Origin of the sequence: Streptomyces sp. cf386, assembly GCF_900103585.1 — a bacterium.
Taxonomy (GTDB): Bacteria; Actinomycetota; Actinomycetes; order Streptomycetales; family Streptomycetaceae; genus Streptomyces.
This window is the reverse complement of sequence record NZ_FNHV01000001.1, coordinates 79,326-99,433: the sequence shown is the minus strand read 5'-3', so window position 1 is coordinate 99,433 and position 20,108 is coordinate 79,326. Positions and strand designations below refer to the sequence as shown.

The 20,108-nt window shown below is 72.0% G+C and carries 16 protein-coding genes; 5 read left to right on the top strand and 11 right to left on the bottom strand.

Annotated elements, in window-relative coordinates:
• Nucleotides 1-3: 3 nt before the first annotated feature.
• From BLU79_RS00435 to BLU79_RS00425, 3 genes are read right to left on the bottom strand one after another with little or no spacing between them, the layout of a single operon-like run.
• Nucleotides 4-1,227 (bottom strand): macrolide family glycosyltransferase, encoded by a 1,224-nt coding sequence (locus BLU79_RS00435; protein WP_093903527.1) that lies wholly within the window; start codon nucleotides 1,225-1,227, stop codon nucleotides 4-6.
• A complete protein-coding gene (locus BLU79_RS00430) occupies nucleotides 1,224-2,189 on the bottom strand; it encodes a patatin-like phospholipase family protein (protein WP_093903526.1) in 966 nt (321 codons plus the stop codon). Before BLU79_RS00430 ends, BLU79_RS00435 begins: the two co-directional genes overlap by 4 nt.
• Before the next feature lie 26 nt (nucleotides 2,190-2,215).
• Entirely contained in the window at nucleotides 2,216-2,689 is a 474-nt protein-coding gene (locus BLU79_RS00425; protein WP_093903525.1) for a carboxymuconolactone decarboxylase family protein, read from the bottom strand.
• Nucleotides 2,690-2,968: 279 nt separating this feature from the next.
• On the opposite strand from BLU79_RS00425, the gene BLU79_RS00420 reads away from it, so the two are divergent.
• Genes BLU79_RS00420 through BLU79_RS00400 form a run of 5 tightly spaced genes read left to right on the top strand, consistent with a single transcriptional unit; the run spans nucleotide 2,969 to nucleotide 6,866 of the window.
• Nucleotides 2,969-3,154, top strand: a complete 186-nt coding sequence (locus tag BLU79_RS00420; RefSeq protein ID WP_177000813.1) for a hypothetical protein — start codon at nucleotides 2,969-2,971, stop codon at nucleotides 3,152-3,154.
• Between the two features lie 22 nt (nucleotides 3,155-3,176).
• Nucleotides 3,177-3,911 carry a hypothetical protein gene (locus BLU79_RS00415; RefSeq protein ID WP_093903524.1) on the top strand — a complete coding sequence of 245 codons (735 nt, stop codon included), beginning with the start codon at nucleotides 3,177-3,179 and terminating at the stop codon, nucleotides 3,909-3,911.
• Nucleotides 3,908-4,873 carry a DUF6895 family protein gene (locus tag BLU79_RS00410; protein ID WP_093903523.1) on the top strand — a complete coding sequence of 322 codons (966 nt, stop codon included), beginning with the start codon at nucleotides 3,908-3,910 and terminating at the stop codon, nucleotides 4,871-4,873. Before BLU79_RS00415 ends, BLU79_RS00410 begins: the two co-directional genes overlap by 4 nt.
• Nucleotides 4,870-5,790: a DUF6895 family protein gene (locus BLU79_RS00405; protein ID WP_093903522.1), complete on the top strand. Its 921-nt coding sequence runs from the start codon at nucleotides 4,870-4,872 to the stop codon at nucleotides 5,788-5,790. The genes BLU79_RS00410 and BLU79_RS00405 overlap by 4 nt, the downstream gene beginning before the upstream one ends.
• A complete protein-coding gene (locus tag BLU79_RS00400; RefSeq protein ID WP_093903521.1) occupies nucleotides 5,787-6,866 on the top strand; it encodes a serine hydrolase domain-containing protein in 1,080 nt (359 codons plus the stop codon). The genes BLU79_RS00405 and BLU79_RS00400 overlap by 4 nt, the downstream gene beginning before the upstream one ends.
• An 81-nt stretch (nucleotides 6,867-6,947) precedes the next feature.
• On the opposite strand, the gene BLU79_RS00395 is transcribed toward BLU79_RS00400, so the two are convergent.
• From BLU79_RS00395 to BLU79_RS00360, 8 genes are all read right to left on the bottom strand, one after another.
• Nucleotides 6,948-8,315 (bottom strand): alpha-lytic protease prodomain-containing protein, encoded by a 1,368-nt coding sequence (locus BLU79_RS00395; RefSeq protein WP_093903520.1) that lies wholly within the window; start codon nucleotides 8,313-8,315, stop codon nucleotides 6,948-6,950.
• A gap of 218 nt (nucleotides 8,316-8,533) precedes the next feature.
• A complete protein-coding gene (locus tag BLU79_RS00390) occupies nucleotides 8,534-9,619 on the bottom strand; it encodes a Glu/Leu/Phe/Val dehydrogenase family protein (protein WP_093903519.1) in 1,086 nt (361 codons plus the stop codon).
• Nucleotides 9,616-12,417, bottom strand: coding sequence for an ATP-binding protein (locus BLU79_RS00385; protein WP_143052440.1), 2,802 nt, complete (start codon nucleotides 12,415-12,417; stop codon nucleotides 9,616-9,618). Before BLU79_RS00385 ends, BLU79_RS00390 begins: the two co-directional genes overlap by 4 nt.
• Nucleotides 12,401-13,525, bottom strand: a complete 1,125-nt coding sequence (locus tag BLU79_RS00380; RefSeq protein ID WP_093903517.1) for a DMT family transporter — start codon at nucleotides 13,523-13,525, stop codon at nucleotides 12,401-12,403. Before BLU79_RS00380 ends, BLU79_RS00385 begins: the two co-directional genes overlap by 17 nt.
• A 76-nt stretch (nucleotides 13,526-13,601) precedes the next feature.
• Nucleotides 13,602-14,852 carry an MFS transporter gene (locus BLU79_RS00375; RefSeq protein ID WP_093903516.1) on the bottom strand — a complete coding sequence of 417 codons (1,251 nt, stop codon included), beginning with the start codon at nucleotides 14,850-14,852 and terminating at the stop codon, nucleotides 13,602-13,604.
• Nucleotides 14,849-16,216 carry an ATP-grasp domain-containing protein gene (locus tag BLU79_RS00370; RefSeq protein WP_093903515.1) on the bottom strand — a complete coding sequence of 456 codons (1,368 nt, stop codon included), beginning with the start codon at nucleotides 16,214-16,216 and terminating at the stop codon, nucleotides 14,849-14,851. Before BLU79_RS00370 ends, BLU79_RS00375 begins: the two co-directional genes overlap by 4 nt.
• Before the next feature lie 115 nt (nucleotides 16,217-16,331).
• Complete coding sequence (locus BLU79_RS48725) at nucleotides 16,332-18,704, bottom strand: iron-containing redox enzyme family protein (RefSeq protein ID WP_093903514.1); 2,373 nt, start codon at nucleotides 18,702-18,704, stop codon at nucleotides 16,332-16,334.
• A gap of 124 nt (nucleotides 18,705-18,828) precedes the next feature.
• On the bottom strand, nucleotides 18,829-19,770 hold the full coding sequence (locus BLU79_RS00360; RefSeq protein ID WP_093904160.1) for a beta-ketoacyl-[acyl-carrier-protein] synthase family protein: 942 nt from the start codon (nucleotides 19,768-19,770) through the stop codon (nucleotides 18,829-18,831).
• Between the last annotated feature and the right edge of the window lie 338 nt (nucleotides 19,771-20,108).

Below are 20,108 nucleotides of genomic sequence, written 5' to 3'. Positions count from 1 at the left end.
CGCTCAGCCCCGCTGTGCCGGATCGGCGGGGACCGGCTGACGGACCCAGCCGGCGACGTGCACGTACCGTTCGAGTTCGTCGGCGGCCCGCGAGTATCCACCCGCGTCGTGCTGGGCGGCCTTGAGGCCGCCCGCGGCGGTCCGGAAGCCGGGCTCGTGCAGCAGGCGTCGGGCCAGGGATCGCACCGAGCCCTTGGCGACGTCCTCGGTACGGATCGACAGGCCCGCGCCCAGCTCGACGACGCGACGGGCGATCATCGGCTGGTCGGCGCCCTGGGGGACCACCAGCATCGGGACCCCGGCGTACATGGCCTCGTTGACGCTGTTCATTCCGCCATGGGTGATGAAGAGCGCCGCGCGGGCCAGCACCTCCGGCTGAGGCACGAAACGCAGCGGGAGCACGTTGGCCGGCAGCGGACCCAGTGCGTCCGGCTCGGTCTGCCCGGTGGAGACGACCACGGTGCCGCCCAGCGGGGCGAGCGCGGTCGCGAACGTCCGCAGCACCTGCGGGTCGGCGTTGAACACCGTGCCGAGCGAGGCGTAGAGCACCGGGCCCTGGAGCCGATCGGCCTCGAACGACGGGTCGGCCGGGCGGGCGCCGATGCTCGGGCCGACGAAACGGTACGACTCGTCGAAGTGCTCGGCGGCGGGCTGGAACGTGCGCGAGGTGTACACCAGATTGAGCGGCTGGCGGATGTTCAGCAGGTCGAGCACGGGTATCCCGCGCGCGTCGAAGCGGCGGTGCAACTCCCCGCGGGCCCGCAGGTAGCCCCGGACGTTGCGGGGCTGCTTCCGTGCCATGGCCAACAGGTCCCACGAGGCACTGGTGGGGCTGGGGACATGCCGGTTGAAGGCGAACGTGGTGAACGACGAGACGGCCGGCACACCCAGCTCGCGGGCGGCGACCGCGCCCCACAGACAGGAGCTGTCGTGGACGATCAGATCGGGCCGGTCGCGGCGCAGGTCGTCGAGCACGGCGGGCAGCAGGCGCAGGGTGGTCCGCGCGAGCGACTCCACCATCGTGACCGGCGTCGGCGGATCGGGGAGCGGCTGTTCGCCCCCGGGGTAGAGATACACCCTCGCGCCGGTGGCCTCGATCTCCGCACGGAACGCGGGCGAGGTGTGGTAGGTGACGGTGTGGCCGCGCCGGACCAGCTCGGTCACCACCGGCAGCGTGGGGTTGATGTGCCCGTGCATGCCGATGTTGAGGAACGCGATGGTACTCACAGGCCGGCCTCCACTACGGAAGAAATCGATGCCCCGCCTGGATCGGCGGGCGATGCCGAAGGGCCGTCGACCCGGTACAGGCCCGGCCCGTCGATGCGCAGCTCGTCGAGGAAGCGCCCCGCCGTGCGGGACGCGGTGCTGATCAGTCGCTGGGAATGGCCGAAGTCCCACGGGGCGGGCCAGGCCTCGATACCGGTGGGGAGCACGACGGTCGGGACGTGCCGGGACACCTCGTGCAGATCACGCTCGATCTGATGGCGCAACAGGAGCATTCCGGCCCGGGCGGCGATCGCACTGGCCCGGCGGCGCGGACTGACCGGGCCCGGCGGTGAGCTCTCCGGCCCGGTCGACACCACGACCACGCTGGCCGCCCCGGCCTGCAGAGCCGCCAGGACCGGCACATAGGCGATCACCCCGCCGTCGACGAGCGTCCGGCCCTCCCGGTCCACCGGAGGCAGCATGCCGGGGATGGCCGCGCTGGCCAGCAGCGCGGACTCCAGGTCCCCGCTGTCGAGCAGGGCCGGAGCACCGGTGCCCAGGTCCATGGCCACCGCCGTGAACGGGACCGCCAACTGCTCGATCCGGGACGGCAGCCCGGCCCGGGCGATCAGTCGGCGCAGCCCGCGATCGGTGAAGACACTGGCCCGCGAGGACAGGTAGCCGAGCGGATACACCTCACGGCGACGCAGCTGGGTCCACACATGGTCCAGCCACGGCGCGGCCCGGTCGGGATGGGCGGCCGCGATGGCCCCGTTGAGGGCACCCACGGAGGTTCCGATGATCATGTCCGGCGTGAATCTGCGCTGCTCCAGCGCGTATCCGACCCCGACGTGCGCCGCTCCGAGCACACCACCGGCGCCCACCACGACAGCGACGGGACGGGGGAGCGCACGCAATCCCGCCGCCGGGTCCGCGGCCGACGGGACCGGCGAAAGGCGACGTGTCCCCTTGGCTCCCGTCATGATCCACCTCTCTCGTGCCGGTGCGGTCAGCCGAACTGGCCGGGCTGGTAGTCCCCGGCGGGCTGCTGGTTGATGACGTTGATCCTGTTGTAGGCGTTGATGACGGCGAGGAGGGACATCAGGGCCACCAACTGGTCCTCGTCGAAGTACTTGGTGGCGTTGGTCCAGGCCTCGTCGGTGACACCACCGGCGGCGTCGGCGATGCGGGTGCCCTGTTCCGCCAGTTCCAGGGCGGCGCGCTCGGCCTCGGTGAAGACCTTGGCCTCCCGCCAGGCCGCGACCAGATGGAGACGCTGCGGGGTCTCACCGGCGTGGACGGCGTCCTTGGTGTGCATGTCCGTGCAGAAGCCGCAGCCGTTGATCTGGCTGGCGCGGATCTTCACCAGCTCCTGGACGGTGGCCGGCAGTGTCGAGTCCGAAAGCAGCTTGCTGGCCGAGTTGATGTGCCGCAGCACCTTTCCCGCGAGGGGGTTGCCGAAGTAGTCGAGACGCGGTTCCACGGTGTTCTCCTTGCCGAGTAGCGGGATACGCACTACTGACCGGGGCACCCCGCCGGCTGTGACAGGACGCCGTGTGTGAACTGGGTCTCACCGATGTGGTCGGGTGCCGTCGAGGCTCAACTGGCCGCGGGGGCAAGGGTGTTCGCTCTGTCCGTACGCGGGACGCGGCGGCATGTTGAAGAAGTTGCCTATGTGGCTTCTGGGAAAAGATGCGCGCTTTGTGACCGTATGGTCACCTAGGTGTTGGAGGCTAAGGCTGACCCCAGAGGAGATGGTGATATGCCGTCCATTGGCAAGGCGATCGAAGAGATCACCGACGTCCGGACCGACCTCGAAGCGGCACTCGACCCCGCTGAACCCGACGGTGTCTACCGCGACAGCCGGGAGTGCGCCGCCCTGGCGCTGCTCTCCGCAGACACCAAGCTGCTGCTGTCCCCGCCGACCCCCCGCCCCAAGAAGGGCTGAGCGGACGACGGGAGCAGGCTGAATGGAGCAGTCAGGCACTTCGGCCCTCTTGCAGGGCGCGGTGCAGGACCTTGCGACCGACGTGGTCTCCGCCCTTCGGGGCGGAGACCACGTGCGCATGTCCAGCACCGGCACCGGGACCGTGGAGGAGATCGAGGGAAGCCTCGACCTCGCGGCCGTACGCGTGTTGGGAGCAGATCTGCTGCTGCCGCACGTACTCTTCCCCGCCCCGCCCGACCCGGAGGCACTCGCCGTGTTCCGGAAGACGGTGGAGGCCTTCCCACCCCGAGCCGACGCGGCGCCCACCGTCAAGTGGAGCCACTGGGCGATGAGTCGCACTCTGCGGCGGCTCGACTCGCCCCTGACCGATGCACCGGGAGCACCCGGTGCGCCCTTCGAGGACGAGGCCGCCGAACCCGACGCCGACTGGCTCGACGCGGCGACCTGGCAGGTGCTCACCCATCAACTCGCGGTCCTGGCACCGCTCGCGGTACCCGGCGACGACTGTGCCGTGGCCCGCGCGGCAGGGCGCCGCCCGGTCGACGTGGCCCGGGGCTTCGTACGGGCCGTGCGGCGCAGGGACTATCAGCAGGCGGCCGGCGCCGGGCGCTGGCTGACCCTGCTCGACGGGGTACCGGACACACTCGGCCTCGAAGCCGGGCTGGACTTCGTGGAACTCATGGGCGGCAACGACCCCCGGGTGGCCCTACAGGTACAGGCGGCCCGCGTCATGCGGACGGCCGGAGCCCTCGTATGACCGCCGTGGGCGTGAGCGCCCCGGGCGTCGCCGAGATCCGAGAGGTGGGGGGCGCCGCGTTCGCCTGGCTGTCCGCCCACCGCGACGACTTCGCTCTTGGAGAGGACGCGCTCACCCTCGACGGCCATGTGGACGCCACCTGGAAACCGTTGGGGGAACTGGCCCAGACGTGTGCCAGCGTACGCTCGCACACGCGGCCGACCGATCCGCTGCATGCCCGCGCGGCCGACCTGTTGCGGTTCGCCTGGCAAGAGACGGGCCGGGGCGAGCTGTTCCTGCGGCTCCAACGGCTGGAGCCCTTCGCGACCTACCCGTTGGAGATCTACTCCGTCTTCGCCGCGGCCGGGTTGCGGCACGCCGGGTACGAGGCCGCGGCCGCCACGACGGCCCGTACCCGGAGCTGGCAGCTCACCGAGCAGGACCCGACCCGCCGGCTCGGCGTCCTCAGAGCCGAGCGGCGCAGCGGCATCCACCGGCCGGAGCGGGCCACGCAGGCGCTGCGGCGCACTTGGCTGGGCGGACTTCCGGAACCGTGGACCTTCGAGCGCTCCTCGGGGTACGCGCTCACCCACGTCGTCTTCCACCTCACCGACTGGGGCCGCACCCCCGAGGGCGTCCCCGCCGACCTCGCCGCCTACCTGGACCAGTGGCTGCCGTCCTGGCTCGACACCTGCCTGGACGCCGGTATGTGGGACCTCAGTTGTGAGCTGCTGGTCGTGGCCGCGAGCCTGCCGCGCCCGCCCGACCCGGCGACACTTCAGCACGCCTGGACCCGGATCGCGCGGGCGCAGCGCGAATCCGGCGCGCTCCCGGAGCAGGACTTCGGGGACGACCCCGGGGCGGATCGGGAGCCTGACTTCCTGCGCTGCTACCACTCCACCCTGATGGCCGCCTTCGCGGCGGCACAGACCGTCAAGTGCCTGAGCGGCGAGGACGATGAAGGACAAGGAGTGCCCGGATGACCGACACCCGACTCGTGCACAACGTCGGCGTCCGCGCCCTGGAATGGCTGTGGGCCCATCGCGACGGATTCCGCCTGGAACCCGACGTCGACCCCGAAGTGGGTTTCCTGGAGCGCTTCAAGCCGGTCGGTGAACTGGCGCTGATCTGCCGGGTGCTGTTCCGCGAAGGCGTCGCCGGATCGCGGCAGGCCGACCTCGCGCGCCGGCTCCTCGACCACACCTGGCGGCACACCCTGGACGGCGGTCGCATGCTGGTGCGCGGCCAGCGCATCGAACCGCTCTCACCCATCCCGTTCGAGGTGTACCTCCCCTACAAGGAACTCGGGTACAGCGAGCCCGAGGTGGAGCGTGCCACCGTCCTCTACCACCGGCTCGACAGCTGGGCGGCCCTCGAACTGGACCCGACCCGCCGCCTCGGACTGTCCGCGTTCCAACGCCGCTTCGGCCTCACGCCCCGCATCCCCGAGGCGGATGTCGTCGGCTCCACCTGGCTGGGCCGGACACCCGAACCCTGGACGGTCAGCGGCCACATCGCCTACGACCTCACCCACACGGTGTTCCACCTCACCGACTGGGGAGAGCACCCCGAAGACCTGCCGCCGGACATCGCCGACTACCTCGCCACCTGGCTGCCGGTCTGGATCGACGACTGGCTGGACCTGGAGCGCTGGGACCTGCTCGGCGAACTGCTCGTCGTCGACGCCTGTCTGCCCCGCCCCACCCTGGACGAACGGGCCTGGCAGGGCTTCGCCGCCGCACAGCAGCCCGACGGCGCCATGCCCGCCGTACGGACGATGCCCGAGGGCGAACCGGACGAGGTGTTCGACATGATCTACCACCCCACGCTGGTCGCCGCCTTCGCCTCCGTGCTGGCCACCTCCCGGGCCCTCGCCGAGCTGACGCACGCCACCCCATGACCGTCCGGTCCACACCCTGGCCGGGCATCGCCGACGACCCGGACGAGGCCCGCACGGGCGGCGACCCCGGCAGCGACGACGCGTGGCGCGAGCGGCTGGAGAGCGCGGTCGACGCCGTGGACGCCCCCGACGTCGTCTTCGCCGTGTCCCGGTCCGGTCGCCGCATGCTGCACTGCGGTGGCAGCACCCCGCCCCCACCCCTCCCGCGGCAGGACCTGCGCTACGAGATCGGCTCGGCGTCCAAGGCGTTCACCGGACTCCTGTTGGCCCGGCTCATCCAGCGCGGCCTGCTGACCGGAGGCGAGCCCGCCACCGTCTGCCTGGACCCGGGCCGGCGCACGGACACGGCCCCGGTGACGCTCGCTCACCTCATCACCCACACCGCCGGACTGCCCGCCCTGCCGGCCGACTTCTATCCGCGGGCGCTGCCTTCCTGGCGTACCAACCCCTACGGCCGCTACCCGGCCGAGCGGGTCACCGACGCCTTTCTGCGCCATCGCTCCCGGCACCGGCCCGGCACCCGCTGGCACTACTCCAACTTCGGCGTCGCCGTGCTCGGCCACGCCGTCGCCGCCGCGACCGGAACGACATGGGCCGACCTGCTCGGCGCTCATGTGCTGCGCCCGCTCGGCCTGAGCGGCACCGCCCTGACGGCGGAGGACCCCAAGACCGACGCCGTCGGACACGGCAAGGACGGGCACACGCCAACCCTCGCCTTCGACGCCGGCGGCTTCGACGCGGCGGGGGCCGTCCGCGCCACCCCGCACGACCTGTTGACGTTCCTCGAAGCCCACCTCGACCCGGCCGGCTCCCCGCTCACCGAGTCGCTGCGGGCGGTGCGCACGCCGGTGCTCCGGCGCGGACTGGATCGCCGGCACATCCACACGGTCTCGTGGTTCCGGCATCCGACCGACGGCGGACCCATGTACTTCCACAGCGGGGCGACCCTCGGCCAACAGGCCTTCCTGGGCTTCAGACCCGACACGGGCACCGCCCTGGTCGCGCTGTGCACCCGCCGCTTCCGCGCCCGCGACGCGTTCGTCGCCACCGCGTACGCGCTCCTCGCGCAGCAGTAGCGGAGCAGCCGGGGGCCTGGTGGGGAAACGAGAACGGGCGGTGCGGGAGCAGGCTCCCGCACCGCCCGAGCAGTACGACTCCTACAGCCGCTCCCACAGGGCCGGAGTCGCGACCGGCGACCACCCGCCCTGTGCCTGGTGGGACTGTAGACACTGGTACCGCACACCCGCGTGGGTCACGGTGGCGCCGGCCTCGTAGACCCGGCCCGCGGCCCAGGTCTCCGCGGCGTTCTCCGGCGGAGCGGGCGTGCCGGACTGGGTCGGCGCGGTCTTCAGGACGAGGCCGAAGTCGCTGAGGATCGGGTTGATCGGCTGGTAGAAGGTGGTCCCGCCGCTCGTGCAGTTACCCGAGCCACCGGAGGTCACACCCTGTGCCTGGGAGCCGGAGACGTAGGGGCCGCCGGAGTCACCCGGTTCGGCGCACACCGTGGTCTGGGTGAGGCCGTCGACGGTGCCCTGGGCGTAGCTGACACTCGTGTCGTGCTGCTGGATGGTGCCGCAGTGCCAGCCGGTGGTGGAGCCGGAGCGGCAGATCGACGCCCCGACGAGCGCCTGGACCGAGCCGGTGACCTGCGTCCGCTGGCCGCCCTCTCCCTTCACGTCGGCGGTGGCCGTCCAGTCGCTGTTGACGGCGATCCAGGACATGTCCTTGTTGGGGAACGTGGACGACTGGAACGTGCCCTGGTTGGCCATGTTGTAGCCGGTGGTCGAGTCGCCCTGGTCGCCGCAGTGGCCCGCCGAGGCGAAGCCCTGCTGCTGGTCCTTGGTGACGGAGAACCCGATGGAGCAGCGGGCGGAGCTCTCGATGTAGTAGGCCTCGCCGCCCACAACATCCGCCAGCAGCCGCGGCCGCATGGTCGACACACGGACGCCGACGTCCTTGCCCTCCAGGCCGGCGGCCTTGATGAAGTCGGTGGCCGCCGACTGCTTGGTCGCCTGTACGACGACCCGGTTGGCCGGTACGTCCACGTACCAGACCGGTGTGTCGCGTGTCTTGGCGGTGCGGGCGGTCGAGTCCAGCGTGTTCTTCAGCGTTTGGAGTTCGGCCAACGTCCGCTTGACGACCACGGCCTTCGCGCCCTGTGCCTTGATGGCGGACACGTCGGCGGCATCGGTGGTCGCCACGGTGAGCTCGGCGGACGTCGCCCCGCGCACCCAGGCGCCCGCGAAGTGCTTGCCGAGGGCGTTGCGGAGGCGACCCGCACGGGCGCCCGCCTCCGCCTCGTTGACCAGCCGTTCCTCCGCCTGACCCGGCTTCAGGTTCAGATCACGCTCCATGGCGCGCAGCACCGCCGCCGGCGGCCGGTCGGCGCCGAGGGTCTGCGCGGCCGTGGACGCGGGCGCGGGCGGCGGCGCGGCCGTGGCGGCCGAGGTGGCGCCGGTGAGGACGAGGGTGCCGAGAGCGGTAAGGGCGACGCGGCGGCCGGCCGCGGTGTGTCTGCCGAGCATGGCGATGTACCTCCATCGAGTACGAGTGGGATGTCGGCCATGCCAAGGCCTTGACGGAAAGGCATGTCGCGATGCAAGGAGAGACGTTTTTTCGCGCTTTGGGGGACGCCTGGGGTGCCATGTGCGCTAGCGGACAGGGACAGGGACTGGGACGGGGGAGCGGGAGGGGGGAGGGGATCGTGGCCGGGCGCGGGATGGCTCCGTGGGTGGAGAGGGGGTCAGGCCGACGTCGTGCTCTCCCGCGCGCGTGCCGTGCGCAGGCGGGCCTCGGCCAGGTCCACCGCTGCCTGGGTGGTCGTGACGCCCGTTCGGCGCGCCTGGGCGATCACTTCGCCCAAACGGGCGCCGACCTGACGGACACTTCGCTCGGCCCGCGCACGGTCGTGGCCCAGGATCTGCTCCTCCAGGAAGACCAGCCCGCCGGCGTTCACGCAGAAGTCGGGGGCGTACAGGATTCCGCGGTCCGCCAGCGCGGCGGCGTGCTCGGGCGCGGCGAGCACGTTGTTGGCGCCGCCGGCGATGATCCGGCAGCGCAGCTCGGGCAACGTGGCGTCGTTCACCACGGCGCCCATGGCGCAGGGCGCGAGGACGTCGCAGTCGGTGCCCACCGCGGCTCCGGGGGCGACGACGTGGGCCCCGAGGCGTTCCGCCACGTCGGCGGCCCGCTTCGCGTCGGTGTCGGCGACGACCAGCTCGGCGGACTCGGCGGCGAGCAGTTCGGCGAGCGCGGAGCCCACATTGCCGACGCCCTGCACGCACACCCGCACCCCGGCGAGAGTGCCGTCCGCGCCGTCGGCACGCAGACAGGCACGGATGCCTTCGAGCACGCCGAGCGCCGTCATGGGCGACGGGTCCCCGCTGTCGCACACCGGAGACGCCTCGCGTCCGATCACCTTCAGGTCGGCCTGGGTCGTACCGATGTCGTTCACCGGGATGAAGCGCCCGCCGAGCGTGGCGATGAACCGGCCGTGGGCGCGCAGCAGTTCCTCCGACTTGTCGCGCGCCGGATCCCCGATGACGACACTCCACCCGCCGCCGAGGCCGAGCCCGGCGGCCGAGGCCTTCAGCGTCATGGCCCGCGCCAGCCGCGCCGCGTCGTCCAGCGCCGCGTGTTCGTCCTCGTAGGCGTGCATGCGTACACCGCCCAGGGCCGGCCCGAGCGTCGTGTCGTGCACGACGACCACGGAGCGCAGCCCGGTGCGGGCATCGTGGCTGAACAGGACCTGCTCGGCGCCGTCGGCACGGAGCCGGCCGAAGACGGTCGCGTCGGTCGTGTCGGTCGCGTCGTGGTCCGGAGTCGTCATCGGGCGATCCTCCCAAGGCCGGCCGGCGCTTCGCAGCCCAGGGAGGCCAGTTGGGCGAGGCCCTCTTCGGCCCGTTCGGGCAACAGGACCAGGGTGCAGGCCCGTTCGAAGGCGGCGTCGATACGTTCCCACCCCGCGAGCGACTCCCGCAGGGCGTCCCGGTCGTCGTGCAGCCGGCCGGCCGCGCGGGCCAGACAGGCGGCGGCCCAGGCGTTCTCGGTGCCGGCGGGAGCCGCGGCGGCGAGTCGCTCGCGGGCGTCGGGGAGTCCGGCGACCGCTGCGGCCTCGGCGGCGACGGCCCAGGAGTAGGCGTCGTAGAACTGATGCGTGCCTTGTGACCAGGGCGCCACCGCCGCGAGGTCCACGGCCGAGGCGAGAGCGTCCTCGACCGCCCCCGTGTGCAGGGCGACCCGCACCTCGGCGAAGGCGGCGAAACTCGCCGCGATGCTCCGCGGATCCCACGGCTCGGCCATGTCCCGGGCACGCTCGCGCCATTCCCGATGCCTTCGGCCGCCCTCCCCGCCACCGCGCAGACCGTGCACCAGAGCGGCTGCATGCACGGCCGGAGCCATCCAGCGGGCGGTGGGGCTGCCCGCCCGCTGCCAGCCGTCCCACATGGCGTCCGCGTACTCCAGCGCCTCGTCGAACCTGCCGGACAGCGCGAGCGGCACCACGCTCTTGCTGGCCCTCATGTAGAGACCGCTGAGCGGATCGTCCCAGGCCCGACTGGCCGCCGTCACCGCGCGAGGCAGATCGCCGGCGGCCACGGCGGCCAGCGGCACCACATGCAGGGTGTCGATGATTTCGAGGCCGATCCGGGGATCGTGCCGGGGCAGCCGGTCGAAGAGCCGAAGCCGCTCGTCGCCGAGCCGGTGCGCCTCGCGGAACCGGCCGGCCACGCCGTAGCCGCTGCACACCGCGTCGATGGCACCGGCGATCAGCACCGGATCGTCGGCAGCCCGCGCCTTCTCCAGCGCCACCTGAGCCAGTTCGGCGTCCGGGGTGGTCTTCTGCCCGGTCGCGTTCCATGCCTCGGCGGCTGCCAAGTACGCGGCGACGAGCCGGTCACCGGGCGGCGCGACCCGCCTGGCCTCCTCCAGCAAAGTGAGCAGTTCGTCGTACGGCACCAGGTCGGTGAACGTCGCGGGAAAGCGGCTCCCGACACAGGCGGCGAAGGAGAGCGCGACGGCCTGCGCGGCCGTGTCCCCGGCGCCGGCCGCGAGTTGGGCCGCTTCCCGCAACAGCGGGTGGGCGAGGTCGCCGCGGTGCTCGGCCATCGCCACGTCCGCCGCCGCACGCAGGTCGGCCGCCGCTTCGGAGGGGGAGGCCGCGAGGACACCGGCGCCCCGGAAGCGCGTCCGGGCCTCCACGAGGAACTGCCTGGAGTAGCACAGCCGGGCCAGGGCGCGGGCGAGTCGGTGCGGGCCGGGCGCGGGGTGTGTGTCAGCGGCGTCCAGTGCTGCGCGCAGGTCGTCGGCGACGAGGTCGAAGCGGGCGGGCCAGTGTGGTGTCGGGCGGGTTGCGGGGTGGGGCCGGTGGGTTCCGGTTGTGGGTGGTGGTGGGGGCGGGGCGTCGTCGGTGGAGGCGAGACGCGTTGGCGGGTGCCGTGTTGGCCGGACTGGGGGTCGGGGCTGATCGGCTCCGGTCGTGTCGGATGCCGTGTGCACTGTGTCCAGTGGCGCGCGCACATTCCCGGTGACCAGGTCGAGTCGGGTCGGCCGACCTTCCTGATCAGGCCCGTCCCCTACGCCCGCGGCGGCCTCCAGCTCGGTGGCCGTCGTGATGGCCCAATCCAGATGGCGGGCGCGGCAGTTCGCCGTCTCGCCCTCGGCGGTGAGGCGTTCCAGGGCCATGGTCCGCACCGCGGGGGGCATGCGCCACAGGTCGGTGTTGGAGGCGCCGCGCACGAGCAGCGCGCGGGCGGTGAGACGGTTGAGGAGCGCGGTCGTGTCGGTGATGTCGGTGCCGTCGACGGCCGCGATCGCGTGTGCCGCCGCGGCGTCGAAGCCGCGCAGGAACACGCCGAGTTGCCGGAGGGTGCGGCGCTCGTCGGCGTTGAGCAGGCCGTAGCTCCAGGCGAGGGCTGCCTCGGGCCCGGCTTCGGGGATGTGCCGGTCGTCGGGGACCGCGCCGGACAACTCCGCGTGCCCAGCGATGAGTTCGACGGCCAGCGGCGTGCCGCCCCAACGGGAGCACAGCCGGTCCACGAGCCTCCGATCGACTTCGACTGTCGGTGCCCGGTCCAGGAACAGTTCCACCGCGCCCGAGTCCGACTCCTCCGTCACGGGGAGGGCCCGCACCTCCAGGACGTGCTCTCCGGCGAGCCCGAGGGGTGCGCGGCCGGTGGTCAGGACAGTGAGCCCGGGGCAGCCGTCGAGCAGTCGGCCGACCAGGCCCGCGACGGCGTCCGGTCGGTGCTCGCAGCCGTCCACGACCAGCAGACAGCGGCCCTCACCCAACCGCTCCTGGAGCGCTTGCTCCAAGGGCTGCCCCGGCCGCTCGGTCACTCCCAGCGCGGCGGCCACCGCCTGGGCGAGGAACTCCGGTCGTACGGGAACGAGTTCGGCGAAGCCCCCGCCGCCGGGGAACTCCTGCGCCACCTCGGAGGCGACGACAGAGGCGAGCCGGGACTTGCCCATACCGGCCGGACCGATGAGCGACACGAGCCGCTCCCGGCCCAGAGCCGCCCGGACGGCGGCGCGTTCGGCGGTCCGCCCGACGAAGGATCCCGTCTCCCACTCGGGCACCGCTGATCGGGCGTCTGTCGGCGTTTCGGATGCCTCAACGGCGGAGTCCATGGGGGTTCTCCTCCTCGTCACGTGGGTCGGTCGCGGTCGCCGGGGCGGGCGCGCTGTGCCGGGGGTCGTGTGGATCGGTGGCGGATTCGCCCTCTGCCGAGGGGACGGGTCTCTCCGCCGGGGAGACGGGGGTCGCGGCGCGGCGCGTCGGTATCGGCTCGACGCCGGGCGCCGGTGTCCGCTCCGCGCCGGGCGCAGGCGTCGGTGTTCGCTCTGTGCGCGCCGTCCGGCGGGAGACCGCCACGCCCGCCAGACACAGCGCGCCACCCGCCAGCGCCGCCGGACCGGGCACCTCGCCGAGGAACAGCCACGACATCAACACGACGACGACCGGCACCAGATACGTCGTCGCGCCCATCCGTCCGGCCGTCGTGCGGGCCAGCGCGTAGGCCCAGGTGGTGAAGGCGAGGGCCGTCGGGAACACGCCCAGGTAGACCATGCCGAGCACGGCGCGCGTCGGTGCCGCGGCCAGGTCCTGCAGCAGCGCACCCGCGAACGGCAGGCACGCCACCGCGCCCACCGCGCAGCCGAAGGCGGTGACCTGCAGCGCGGAGGCGTGGCCGAGAGCGGGCTTCTGGGCCAGCACTCCGGTGGCGCAGCCCACGGCGGCGAGCAGACAGAGCAGCACGCCGACCAGCGGGGCCCGCCCCGCGTCCGAGCCGGCGAGGCCGACCAGGGCAGTACCCACGAAGGCCAGCGCCACACCGGCCAGCAGCCGCCTCGGGAACCCCTCGCGCAGCAACCAGCCGCTGAGCAGCGCGATCAGGATCGGCCCGATGTTCACCACCAGGGACGCGGTACCCGCGTCGACCCGCTGCTCGCCCCAGTTCAGTGCGACGAAGTACACGCCGAACCACAGCACTCCCGAGCCGACGATGCCCGGCCACGCGGCGCGCGGCGGCAGCCCTTCGCCCCGTACGGCCACGAAGGTGCCCAGCACTGCCGCGCCGACCAGAAGCCTGCCGAGGGCGAGGGCGCCCGGGGCGAAGTGCGGGGCGGCGTCGCGGATGACGACGAACGCCGAGGCCCACAACAGCACCGTGACCCCGGCCGCGAGCGCCGCCCGCCCTTCGTCGCGCCGCCATGCCCGCGCGGTCCGGACCGCCATGGCCGCCGCTCCCTTCTGCTGCCTCGTGCGTCGCTGTCTCGTGCGTCCTGCCACGCTGTTTGCGGGGTTGGTGACTTCATTCCGTCGCGGGCGTCCTGCCCGGTACCGCGGCGAGGACCAGGATGGTCGCGGCCAGCGAGCCGGCGGCGAATACCGGCCAGACCTGGTGTCCCAGGTGGATGAAGAGCCAGCCGCCGACGACCGGGCCGACGGCGGCGCCGAGGCTCCAGATGAACTGGAAGCCGCCGATGTAGTGGGCCTTGAGGCCCGGCGGGCCGGCGATCCCCGGGTACGCCATGGCGGCCGGGCCTCCGATGATCTCCCCGAGGGACCAGATCAGGGTGCCGAGCAGGATGACGGCCGGTCCGAGCGGCAGCCCGTACAGCGCGACGCCGGCGCTGAGCAGGACCAGCGTGAGCGAGATCGTCAGCCGGTGCGGCCACGCCTGGGTGACCTTCGTGAGTATCAGCTCGAAGCAGATCACGATGAAGCCGTTCAACGAGACGGCCAGTGTGTACCAGAGGACCGCAACGCCCCTGGCCTTCACGTCCAGCGGCAACGTGGACAGGTACTGCGCGTACACCATGGCGTAGAGCAGCATCGCCACCAGGTAGAGCACATAGCGCCGGTCGCGCATCATGGCCGCGTAGCCGCCTCGGCTCGGCGCTCCTTCAGCGGCCTCGCTGTCGACCTCCGGCTTCGGCTGCGCCGAGCGCGGCGGCAGCGTGCGCCAGGCGATCACCGCGTAGACCAGGGCGATGAGCGCCTCGCACCAGAAGACCAGGGTGTAGCTCTGGTCGCCCAGGTTGAACAGCGCGAATCCCAGCAACGGGGCGACCGTTGCGCCCAGGTTGATGCCGAAGCGGTACATCGCGAAGATCATCACCTGCCGGTCGGCAGGGGTGAGATCGGAGAGCAGCGTGGCGGACGCCGGGCGGTAGAGCTGTCCCACCAGGCTCACCAGCGCCACCGCGACCAGGACCAGACCGTACGACGGCAGGTGGATCATCGCGGCCATCAGCACACTCGCGCTCGCCATGCTGATGACGCTGGCATTGCGGGCGCCGAGCCGGGTGGCCAGCGCCCCGCCGAAGAACACCCCGACGATGGCCCCGCTGCCGTACACGCCCAGGGCGAAGGCCGCCTGGCCGGTGGAGTAGCCACGGGAGGCGAGGAAGAGCACGAGGAAGATGTTGAGGAAGCCGCCGAGACGGTTGACGAACACCCCGACGAGCAGCGTCTTCGCCGCGAGCGGGGCCTGCCGGAAGGTCGCTCCTACGGTGACCTGCTCGGCCCTCTCGGCGGCCTCCTGGGCGACGCCGCTCATGGGCGTCCGCCGGTGACGACTCGGATCCGGGCGCGCACACGCGCTTCGAGGTCGTCGAGTTCCTCGGGCGTGGGCGCGTCGATGAAGAAGGTGACGGACCGGTCGTCCGAACTGGACAGCGGCTCCAGCAGGTTGCCGCGTTCCTTGAGGACCAGTACGGCGCGCAGGGTCGGCGGGTCGTCCACGGCGCCGGGCTTGATGTCCGGCCAGGCGCCGCTGTCGCTGATCCACTCGGCGCGCACGCCCGGCCAGTCGACGGTGACGTCCTCAAGCGTCCCGGGGTCGTGCTCCAGGTAGACCTGGCGCGTCCAGCGGCGGGGCTGCGGGTAGCCCGCGGGCTCGCCGAGCGCGATGCGGAGGATCTCCGGTTCGAGGGGGCGGCCGGTGGCGAGCTGGTACAGCACCAGCAGTCCGTCGCCGGGCGTGCGCGCCGCCACCTCCATCAGGAAGGGGCGGCCGTCGTCGTCGACACGCCACTCCGAGTGCGTGATCCCGTCCTCGAAGGCCAGCCCGGCCAGCAGCCGTCGGTTGGCGTCCAGCAGGGCCTCGCGCAGCTCGTCGCGTGCGCTGGGGACGCTGTGGGCGAGTTCGACGAAGGTCCGGGAGTGGCTGTCCGTGGTGTCCTTGCCGGTCACCGACGCGAAGATCACCCGGCCGTCCTGGATCAGGCTCTCGACGGAGAACTCCGGGCCGACGACCTTCTGCTCGACGAGGACGACCTCGTGGTCCGGGTACGTGGCGAGCCGCTGACGCAGTTCCTCCGGCTCGGTGACGGTCACCACGCCCGAACTCGACGCCCGCGAGGCGGGTTTGACCACCGCGGGGTAGCGCACCGCGCTCAGGTCGGTGGTCTCGCGCTCCCCGGCCGGGACGGTCACCGAGGCCGGACCGAGCTCGGGAACGTACCACCGCTGCAGGTACTTGGCACGGCTCGCCCGGCTGGCCCGCAGCCCGGGCGAACGCACCCCGAGGCCGTCGGCGAGCAGCCCGGTCGGCTCGGCCAGGTAGTCGCCGACGGCGTACGCGCCGACGATCGTGTACGCCTCCCGCCACACGGCGGTGCGGGCGACGGCACCGGCGACGAAGGCGCCCTGGACGGTGAAGTCGCCGGTGACGAAGGCGATGTCGGTGATCTGCGAGGCGGGGTTGGAGGTGTCGGCCATCGCCTCGGCCGCCTGTTCCCGGTACGACTCGGCGGTGATGACGAGGATCTTCAGGCCGCGCCGGGAGAGCTCGGTCAGGTACAGGGGGTTGCGGCGGATCACCATGAAGGAACCGGTCAGGATGAACGCCCTGGGCCTGTCGTCGGCGGGGGCGTGGCGGGGAGCGGCATCGGGAGTGGGGGCGGGGAGGGCTTCGGTCATGGCTGCGTGTTCTCCTGGTTTGGGTTCTGCCTCGTTCGGTGGTCGGACTCGCTGGGGGCTCCCGGCCTCGCGGCGGATCGGACGACCCACGGCGGATCGGACGACCCGCGGCGGATCAGATGACCAGTTCGGCGTCCGAGGCGTCGGCCGCGGCGGCGACCTGATTCAGCAGGGGCTGTTCGAGGAAGTAGGCGAAGGACGCGTAGCCCCGCCAGACCCGGCGCCACTGCTCCGCCACGGCCGCGTCGCCGAGCGTGCGCCGGACGCCGTCGAGGTGGGAGACGATGATGTCGGCAGCCTGCTTGGCATGCCCGGCGGAGAAGTTGTCGATGGTCAGATGGGCCTGCTCGTAGCAGGTGTCGATGCCGTGGTGATGCAGCTTCTGGATCTCGTGCAGCCGCATCTCGCCGGATCCGAACATCTCGATGGCCAGGTTGTAGCCGAGGATCTCGTTGTAGAACCGGTCGGGGAACAGACACATGCACAGCTGCTGGATCGCGAACCCGTAGAGGTCGTCGGGGAGTTCGTCCTGCTCCATGAACGCCTCGTCACGGATGTGCGGCAGCTCGATCCCGGCGCTGGCCAGGACCCGGTGGGTCAGGGTGATGTGGTTCTTGCGCAGGTCCCCGTTGCCCATCTCGTCCGCGTAGATCGAGAAGAGCATGCCGTCGCTCTCGCGCTCGTCGTGCCCGAGGCCGACCAGCCGGTGCAGCCAGGCGCCGTCGATGAGATAGGTGAGGTAGTACGTGGTCTGGCGGAAGAGCACCTCGTCGCGGTCGGGTATCTCCTCCAGCGGCCGGTACGGCTCGACGAGCTTCTCCCAGTAGATCCGCTCGGCCCGCTCGTACAACGCCCTGGGGCTGTAGTCGAACCACGTCGCGTCGGTGTACTTGCCCTCACGTCCGTGCACGAACAGGATCTCCGCGTCCCGGAAGCACTGTTCGGCCCGCTGCGCGGCGAGCGGGAGGGTGTTGGGGAAGTTCTCGATGTTGACCAGCCGGTGGAACAGCTCGCGATGATCGCTGGGCTCGGCCTCGGCGACGATGACGTCGGCGGGGGCGCTGCGCGCGAGCGCGGAACTCCACCGTTCGGCCCGTACGTCCCCCACGGTGGCGGGCGAGATTTCGATCTCGGGCCGCTCACCCGCCTGGACACTCGCCGCCCAGGCACGGAACGCCGCGGCCTCCCGCTCATCGAAGATCCCGAACATCGGCCCGCCGAACTTCATCGCATCGGTGAACCGACAGGCACCGTCCCCGGAACCGGTGGGTCGCAGATGCCGGGAGTCACGGAAGTCGGCCAGGAAGGCGGCCAGGTCTGTGGCCGCGAGTTCGCTGCGGGTGGGGGGCGTTGTGGGGCTGTCACCGGAAGACGCGCTCTCGTCCGGGGCTGCACCGTATGGCGCGCTCTCGCCCCCGGCATCACCGAACCCGCTCTCGACCCGCCCCCGCCCAGGCGCGCGGAAGATGTCCGACAGCAGGCTGTCGCCGACGCGTACGCCGCCGTGCTGGGTGCCCGCCAGGGGAGCATGCCGGGCGATGATCTCGGCCACCTTCGACTCCAGGGTGAGCCCCGCGCGCCAGGAGGCCAGCTCGGCGAGCATGGTGACGTGCTCCTGCTCCAGCTCCAGCGTCAGCTGTACGGCCGCGCCCAGCCGCCGTAACTCGTCCGGGCCGGCCAGGTCCACGAAGGCGGCGAGCGTGTCCAGCAGTTCCTGCCCGGGCAGCGGAGGCGCGGTGCCCAGCAGCAGGTCGTCGGTGCCGAGAGCGTGGAAGACGAGGTGCACGCCGACGACTTCGGGCAGGAAGTTGCCGGGCAGTCGGGAGAGGGCGAGGTAGAAGCAACCGTGCAGGGCGGTGAGCGGCCGGGCCCGCGCCTTGTCGAGGAAGTCGACGGCGGCGATGGAGGGCAGGTAGACGCCCTCGGCCTCCATGGCCCGCCGTCGTAACTGGGCCAAGCCTCGCTTGGGGTTGCCGTCTCCGCGCAGCGTCAGATGGTGGGCGAACAGGCGGTTGACGATGACGGAGGGCTGGGTGGCGGGCTGTGAGACGGCGTCGAGCCAGCAGCCGTCCAGCAGGGCCAGGGGCGAACGCTCCCTTACGACGGCCTCGCGCAGCTCGGGCTCCAGACGGCCGAGCGAGTCGATCGTCCCGGCCAATTCCGCGCGTATCTCGTGGACTTGGGCGGCGACGGCCGCGACCACTGCTTCCGGACCGACCTCGGGATCGCCGTCCGCATACGGGCCGTCGGCCGGCAGAAAGGCGTCGAGGACACGCCGGGCGAGCAGTAAGGACGCCTCGGACTCCTGGTCGCGCAGGAGCCGTTGGAACAGGTCGGCCGGCTCCAGTGAGGCTGCCGCCGCCTCGTCCCGACCCGCTCGGCTGAACTCGAACGGGCGGCGGGGGAGGGCGGCGATGGTGTCGGGCAGGACGAAGGGCACGAAGGCCCGGTCTCGACGCCCTGCGTGTGTGGTGTGTGCGGTGGTCATTCCCGGGCTCCCCTCTTCGCGGGACTACGGTTCTTCGCGGGACTGCGGGTCTTCGCGGGACTACGGGTCTTCGCGGGACTACGGGGTTTCTCGCGCCTCTTGGCGGCAGCGGCCCGTTGGGGCGTCATGCGCGGTGGGTCTTGCGCAGCAGCACGCCGATGCGCTGCCCGGCGACAGCGGAGGCGAGCATGTAGTGCCGGCCGGGTTCGATCTGGCCCATGGCGGCCCGGTCGGCGAGGTTGATCAGCGGGTCGGCGGCGAAGCAGTGCCCGACGCGCGTGATGTTGTCGGTGTACAGCTGCGCCTGCGTGAACCCGGCCTGGAGTTCCTTCATCACCACGACGGGCTTGAAAATGTTGGCGTGCATCAAGCCGGCGACGTCGCCGAGCTTCATGCCAACAGGGGCCAGGAGGCGGTCGTTGACCGTCCGGGCGAGGTCGGAGCTGATCTCGTTGGAGTGGTCGAGGCTCAGTCTGTCCTGCGCGGTGGCACAGCCGAGGACCTCGTACCCGGCGTCGGTTTCGCCCCCGGGTTCGCCCTCGGCCGCGATCAGGCAACTGGCCGCCGCGTCGCTGAACAAGGCGTAGCTGACCATGCGGTCCGCCTCGTCCGCGACGGCGTCGGTGGTGACGACCAGGACCCTGCGGTGGCGCCCCGAGGCGACGAAGGCGGTGGCCGTGTCGATGGCGGCCAGCAGGTTGACGCAGCGGTTCATGTTCTGGCCGTAGAACGGGATGTCGCCGAGACCGGCCTCGGTGAGGAAGGTCTGCATGAACCGGCCGTGGACCTCCGAGGGCCCCGGGATCCGGGTGGAGCACAGAACCACCGCGTCGACCGAGGACGGGTCGGCGCCGGCCGCGCGCAACGTGGCCGTCGCGCTGTCGGCCGCCATGCTCTCCAGGCTCCGCTCGGCGCGGCGTACCGTCCCCCACCCCCACAGGCCGGGCTTCGGCGGCATACGGAACTCGGCCGCCCGGGCCGGCAGATCGGCTATCTCGGAGTGGTGCACCTCGGTCTCGCCGAGGACGTACTGCGGCCCGTACAGCCGCACTTGGGGTGTGCTCATGAGCATTGCCTCCGCTGTTTGTCAGGCCCAGGTCTCCGGGGTCGGTTCGCTGTGCTGGGCCTCGGGGGTCGGTACTCCGGCCGCGGCCCTGGGTTCCGGGACCGGCCGCCAGCGCTGGCGTCTGGTCCCGGCGTCTGGTCCCGGCCTCCCGACTTGCGGTCCGCAACGGCCTCCGGCTGCGGCGTCTGGCCCTGGTGCCCGGTCCCGGCTTTCGGGGACCGCCCTTCCGGCCCCGGCTTTCGGGGACCGGCCTGCCGGGACCGGACTTGGGGTCCGGCCCAGGCGTCCGGTCCTGGTCTCCGAAGCCAGGGTCTGGTCCGGCGTCCGGCCCAGGTTCT

Bases quoted from the DNA above. Each gene is read 5' to 3' on its own strand.
- BLU79_RS00430 (WP_093903526.1), bottom strand. From the start codon at position 2,189: ATGACGGGAGCCAAGGGGACACGTCGCCTTTCGCCGGTCCCGTCGGCC.
- BLU79_RS00420 (WP_177000813.1), top strand. From the start codon at position 2,969: ATGCCGTCCATTGGCAAGGCGATCGAAGAGATCACCGACGTCCGGACC.
- BLU79_RS00415 (WP_093903524.1), top strand. From the start codon at position 3,177: ATGGAGCAGTCAGGCACTTCGGCCCTCTTGCAGGGCGCGGTGCAGGAC.
- BLU79_RS00410 (WP_093903523.1), top strand. From the start codon at position 3,908: ATGACCGCCGTGGGCGTGAGCGCCCCGGGCGTCGCCGAGATCCGAGAG.
- BLU79_RS00405 (WP_093903522.1), top strand. From the start codon at position 4,870: ATGACCGACACCCGACTCGTGCACAACGTCGGCGTCCGCGCCCTGGAA.
- BLU79_RS00400 (WP_093903521.1), top strand. From the start codon at position 5,787: ATGACCGTCCGGTCCACACCCTGGCCGGGCATCGCCGACGACCCGGAC.
- BLU79_RS00395 (WP_093903520.1), bottom strand. From the start codon at position 8,315: ATGCTCGGCAGACACACCGCGGCCGGCCGCCGCGTCGCCCTTACCGCT.
- BLU79_RS00390 (WP_093903519.1), bottom strand. From the start codon at position 9,619: ATGACGACTCCGGACCACGACGCGACCGACACGACCGACGCGACCGTC.
- BLU79_RS00385 (WP_143052440.1), bottom strand. From the start codon at position 12,417: ATGGACTCCGCCGTTGAGGCATCCGAAACGCCGACAGACGCCCGATCA.
- BLU79_RS00380 (WP_093903517.1), bottom strand. From the start codon at position 13,525: ATGGCGGTCCGGACCGCGCGGGCATGGCGGCGCGACGAAGGGCGGGCG.
- BLU79_RS00375 (WP_093903516.1), bottom strand. From the start codon at position 14,852: ATGAGCGGCGTCGCCCAGGAGGCCGCCGAGAGGGCCGAGCAGGTCACC.
- BLU79_RS00370 (WP_093903515.1), bottom strand. From the start codon at position 16,216: ATGACCGAAGCCCTCCCCGCCCCCACTCCCGATGCCGCTCCCCGCCAC.
- BLU79_RS48725 (WP_093903514.1), bottom strand. From the start codon at position 18,704: ATGACCACCGCACACACCACACACGCAGGGCGTCGAGACCGGGCCTTC.
- BLU79_RS00360 (WP_093904160.1), bottom strand. From the start codon at position 19,770: ATGAGCACACCCCAAGTGCGGCTGTACGGGCCGCAGTACGTCCTCGGC.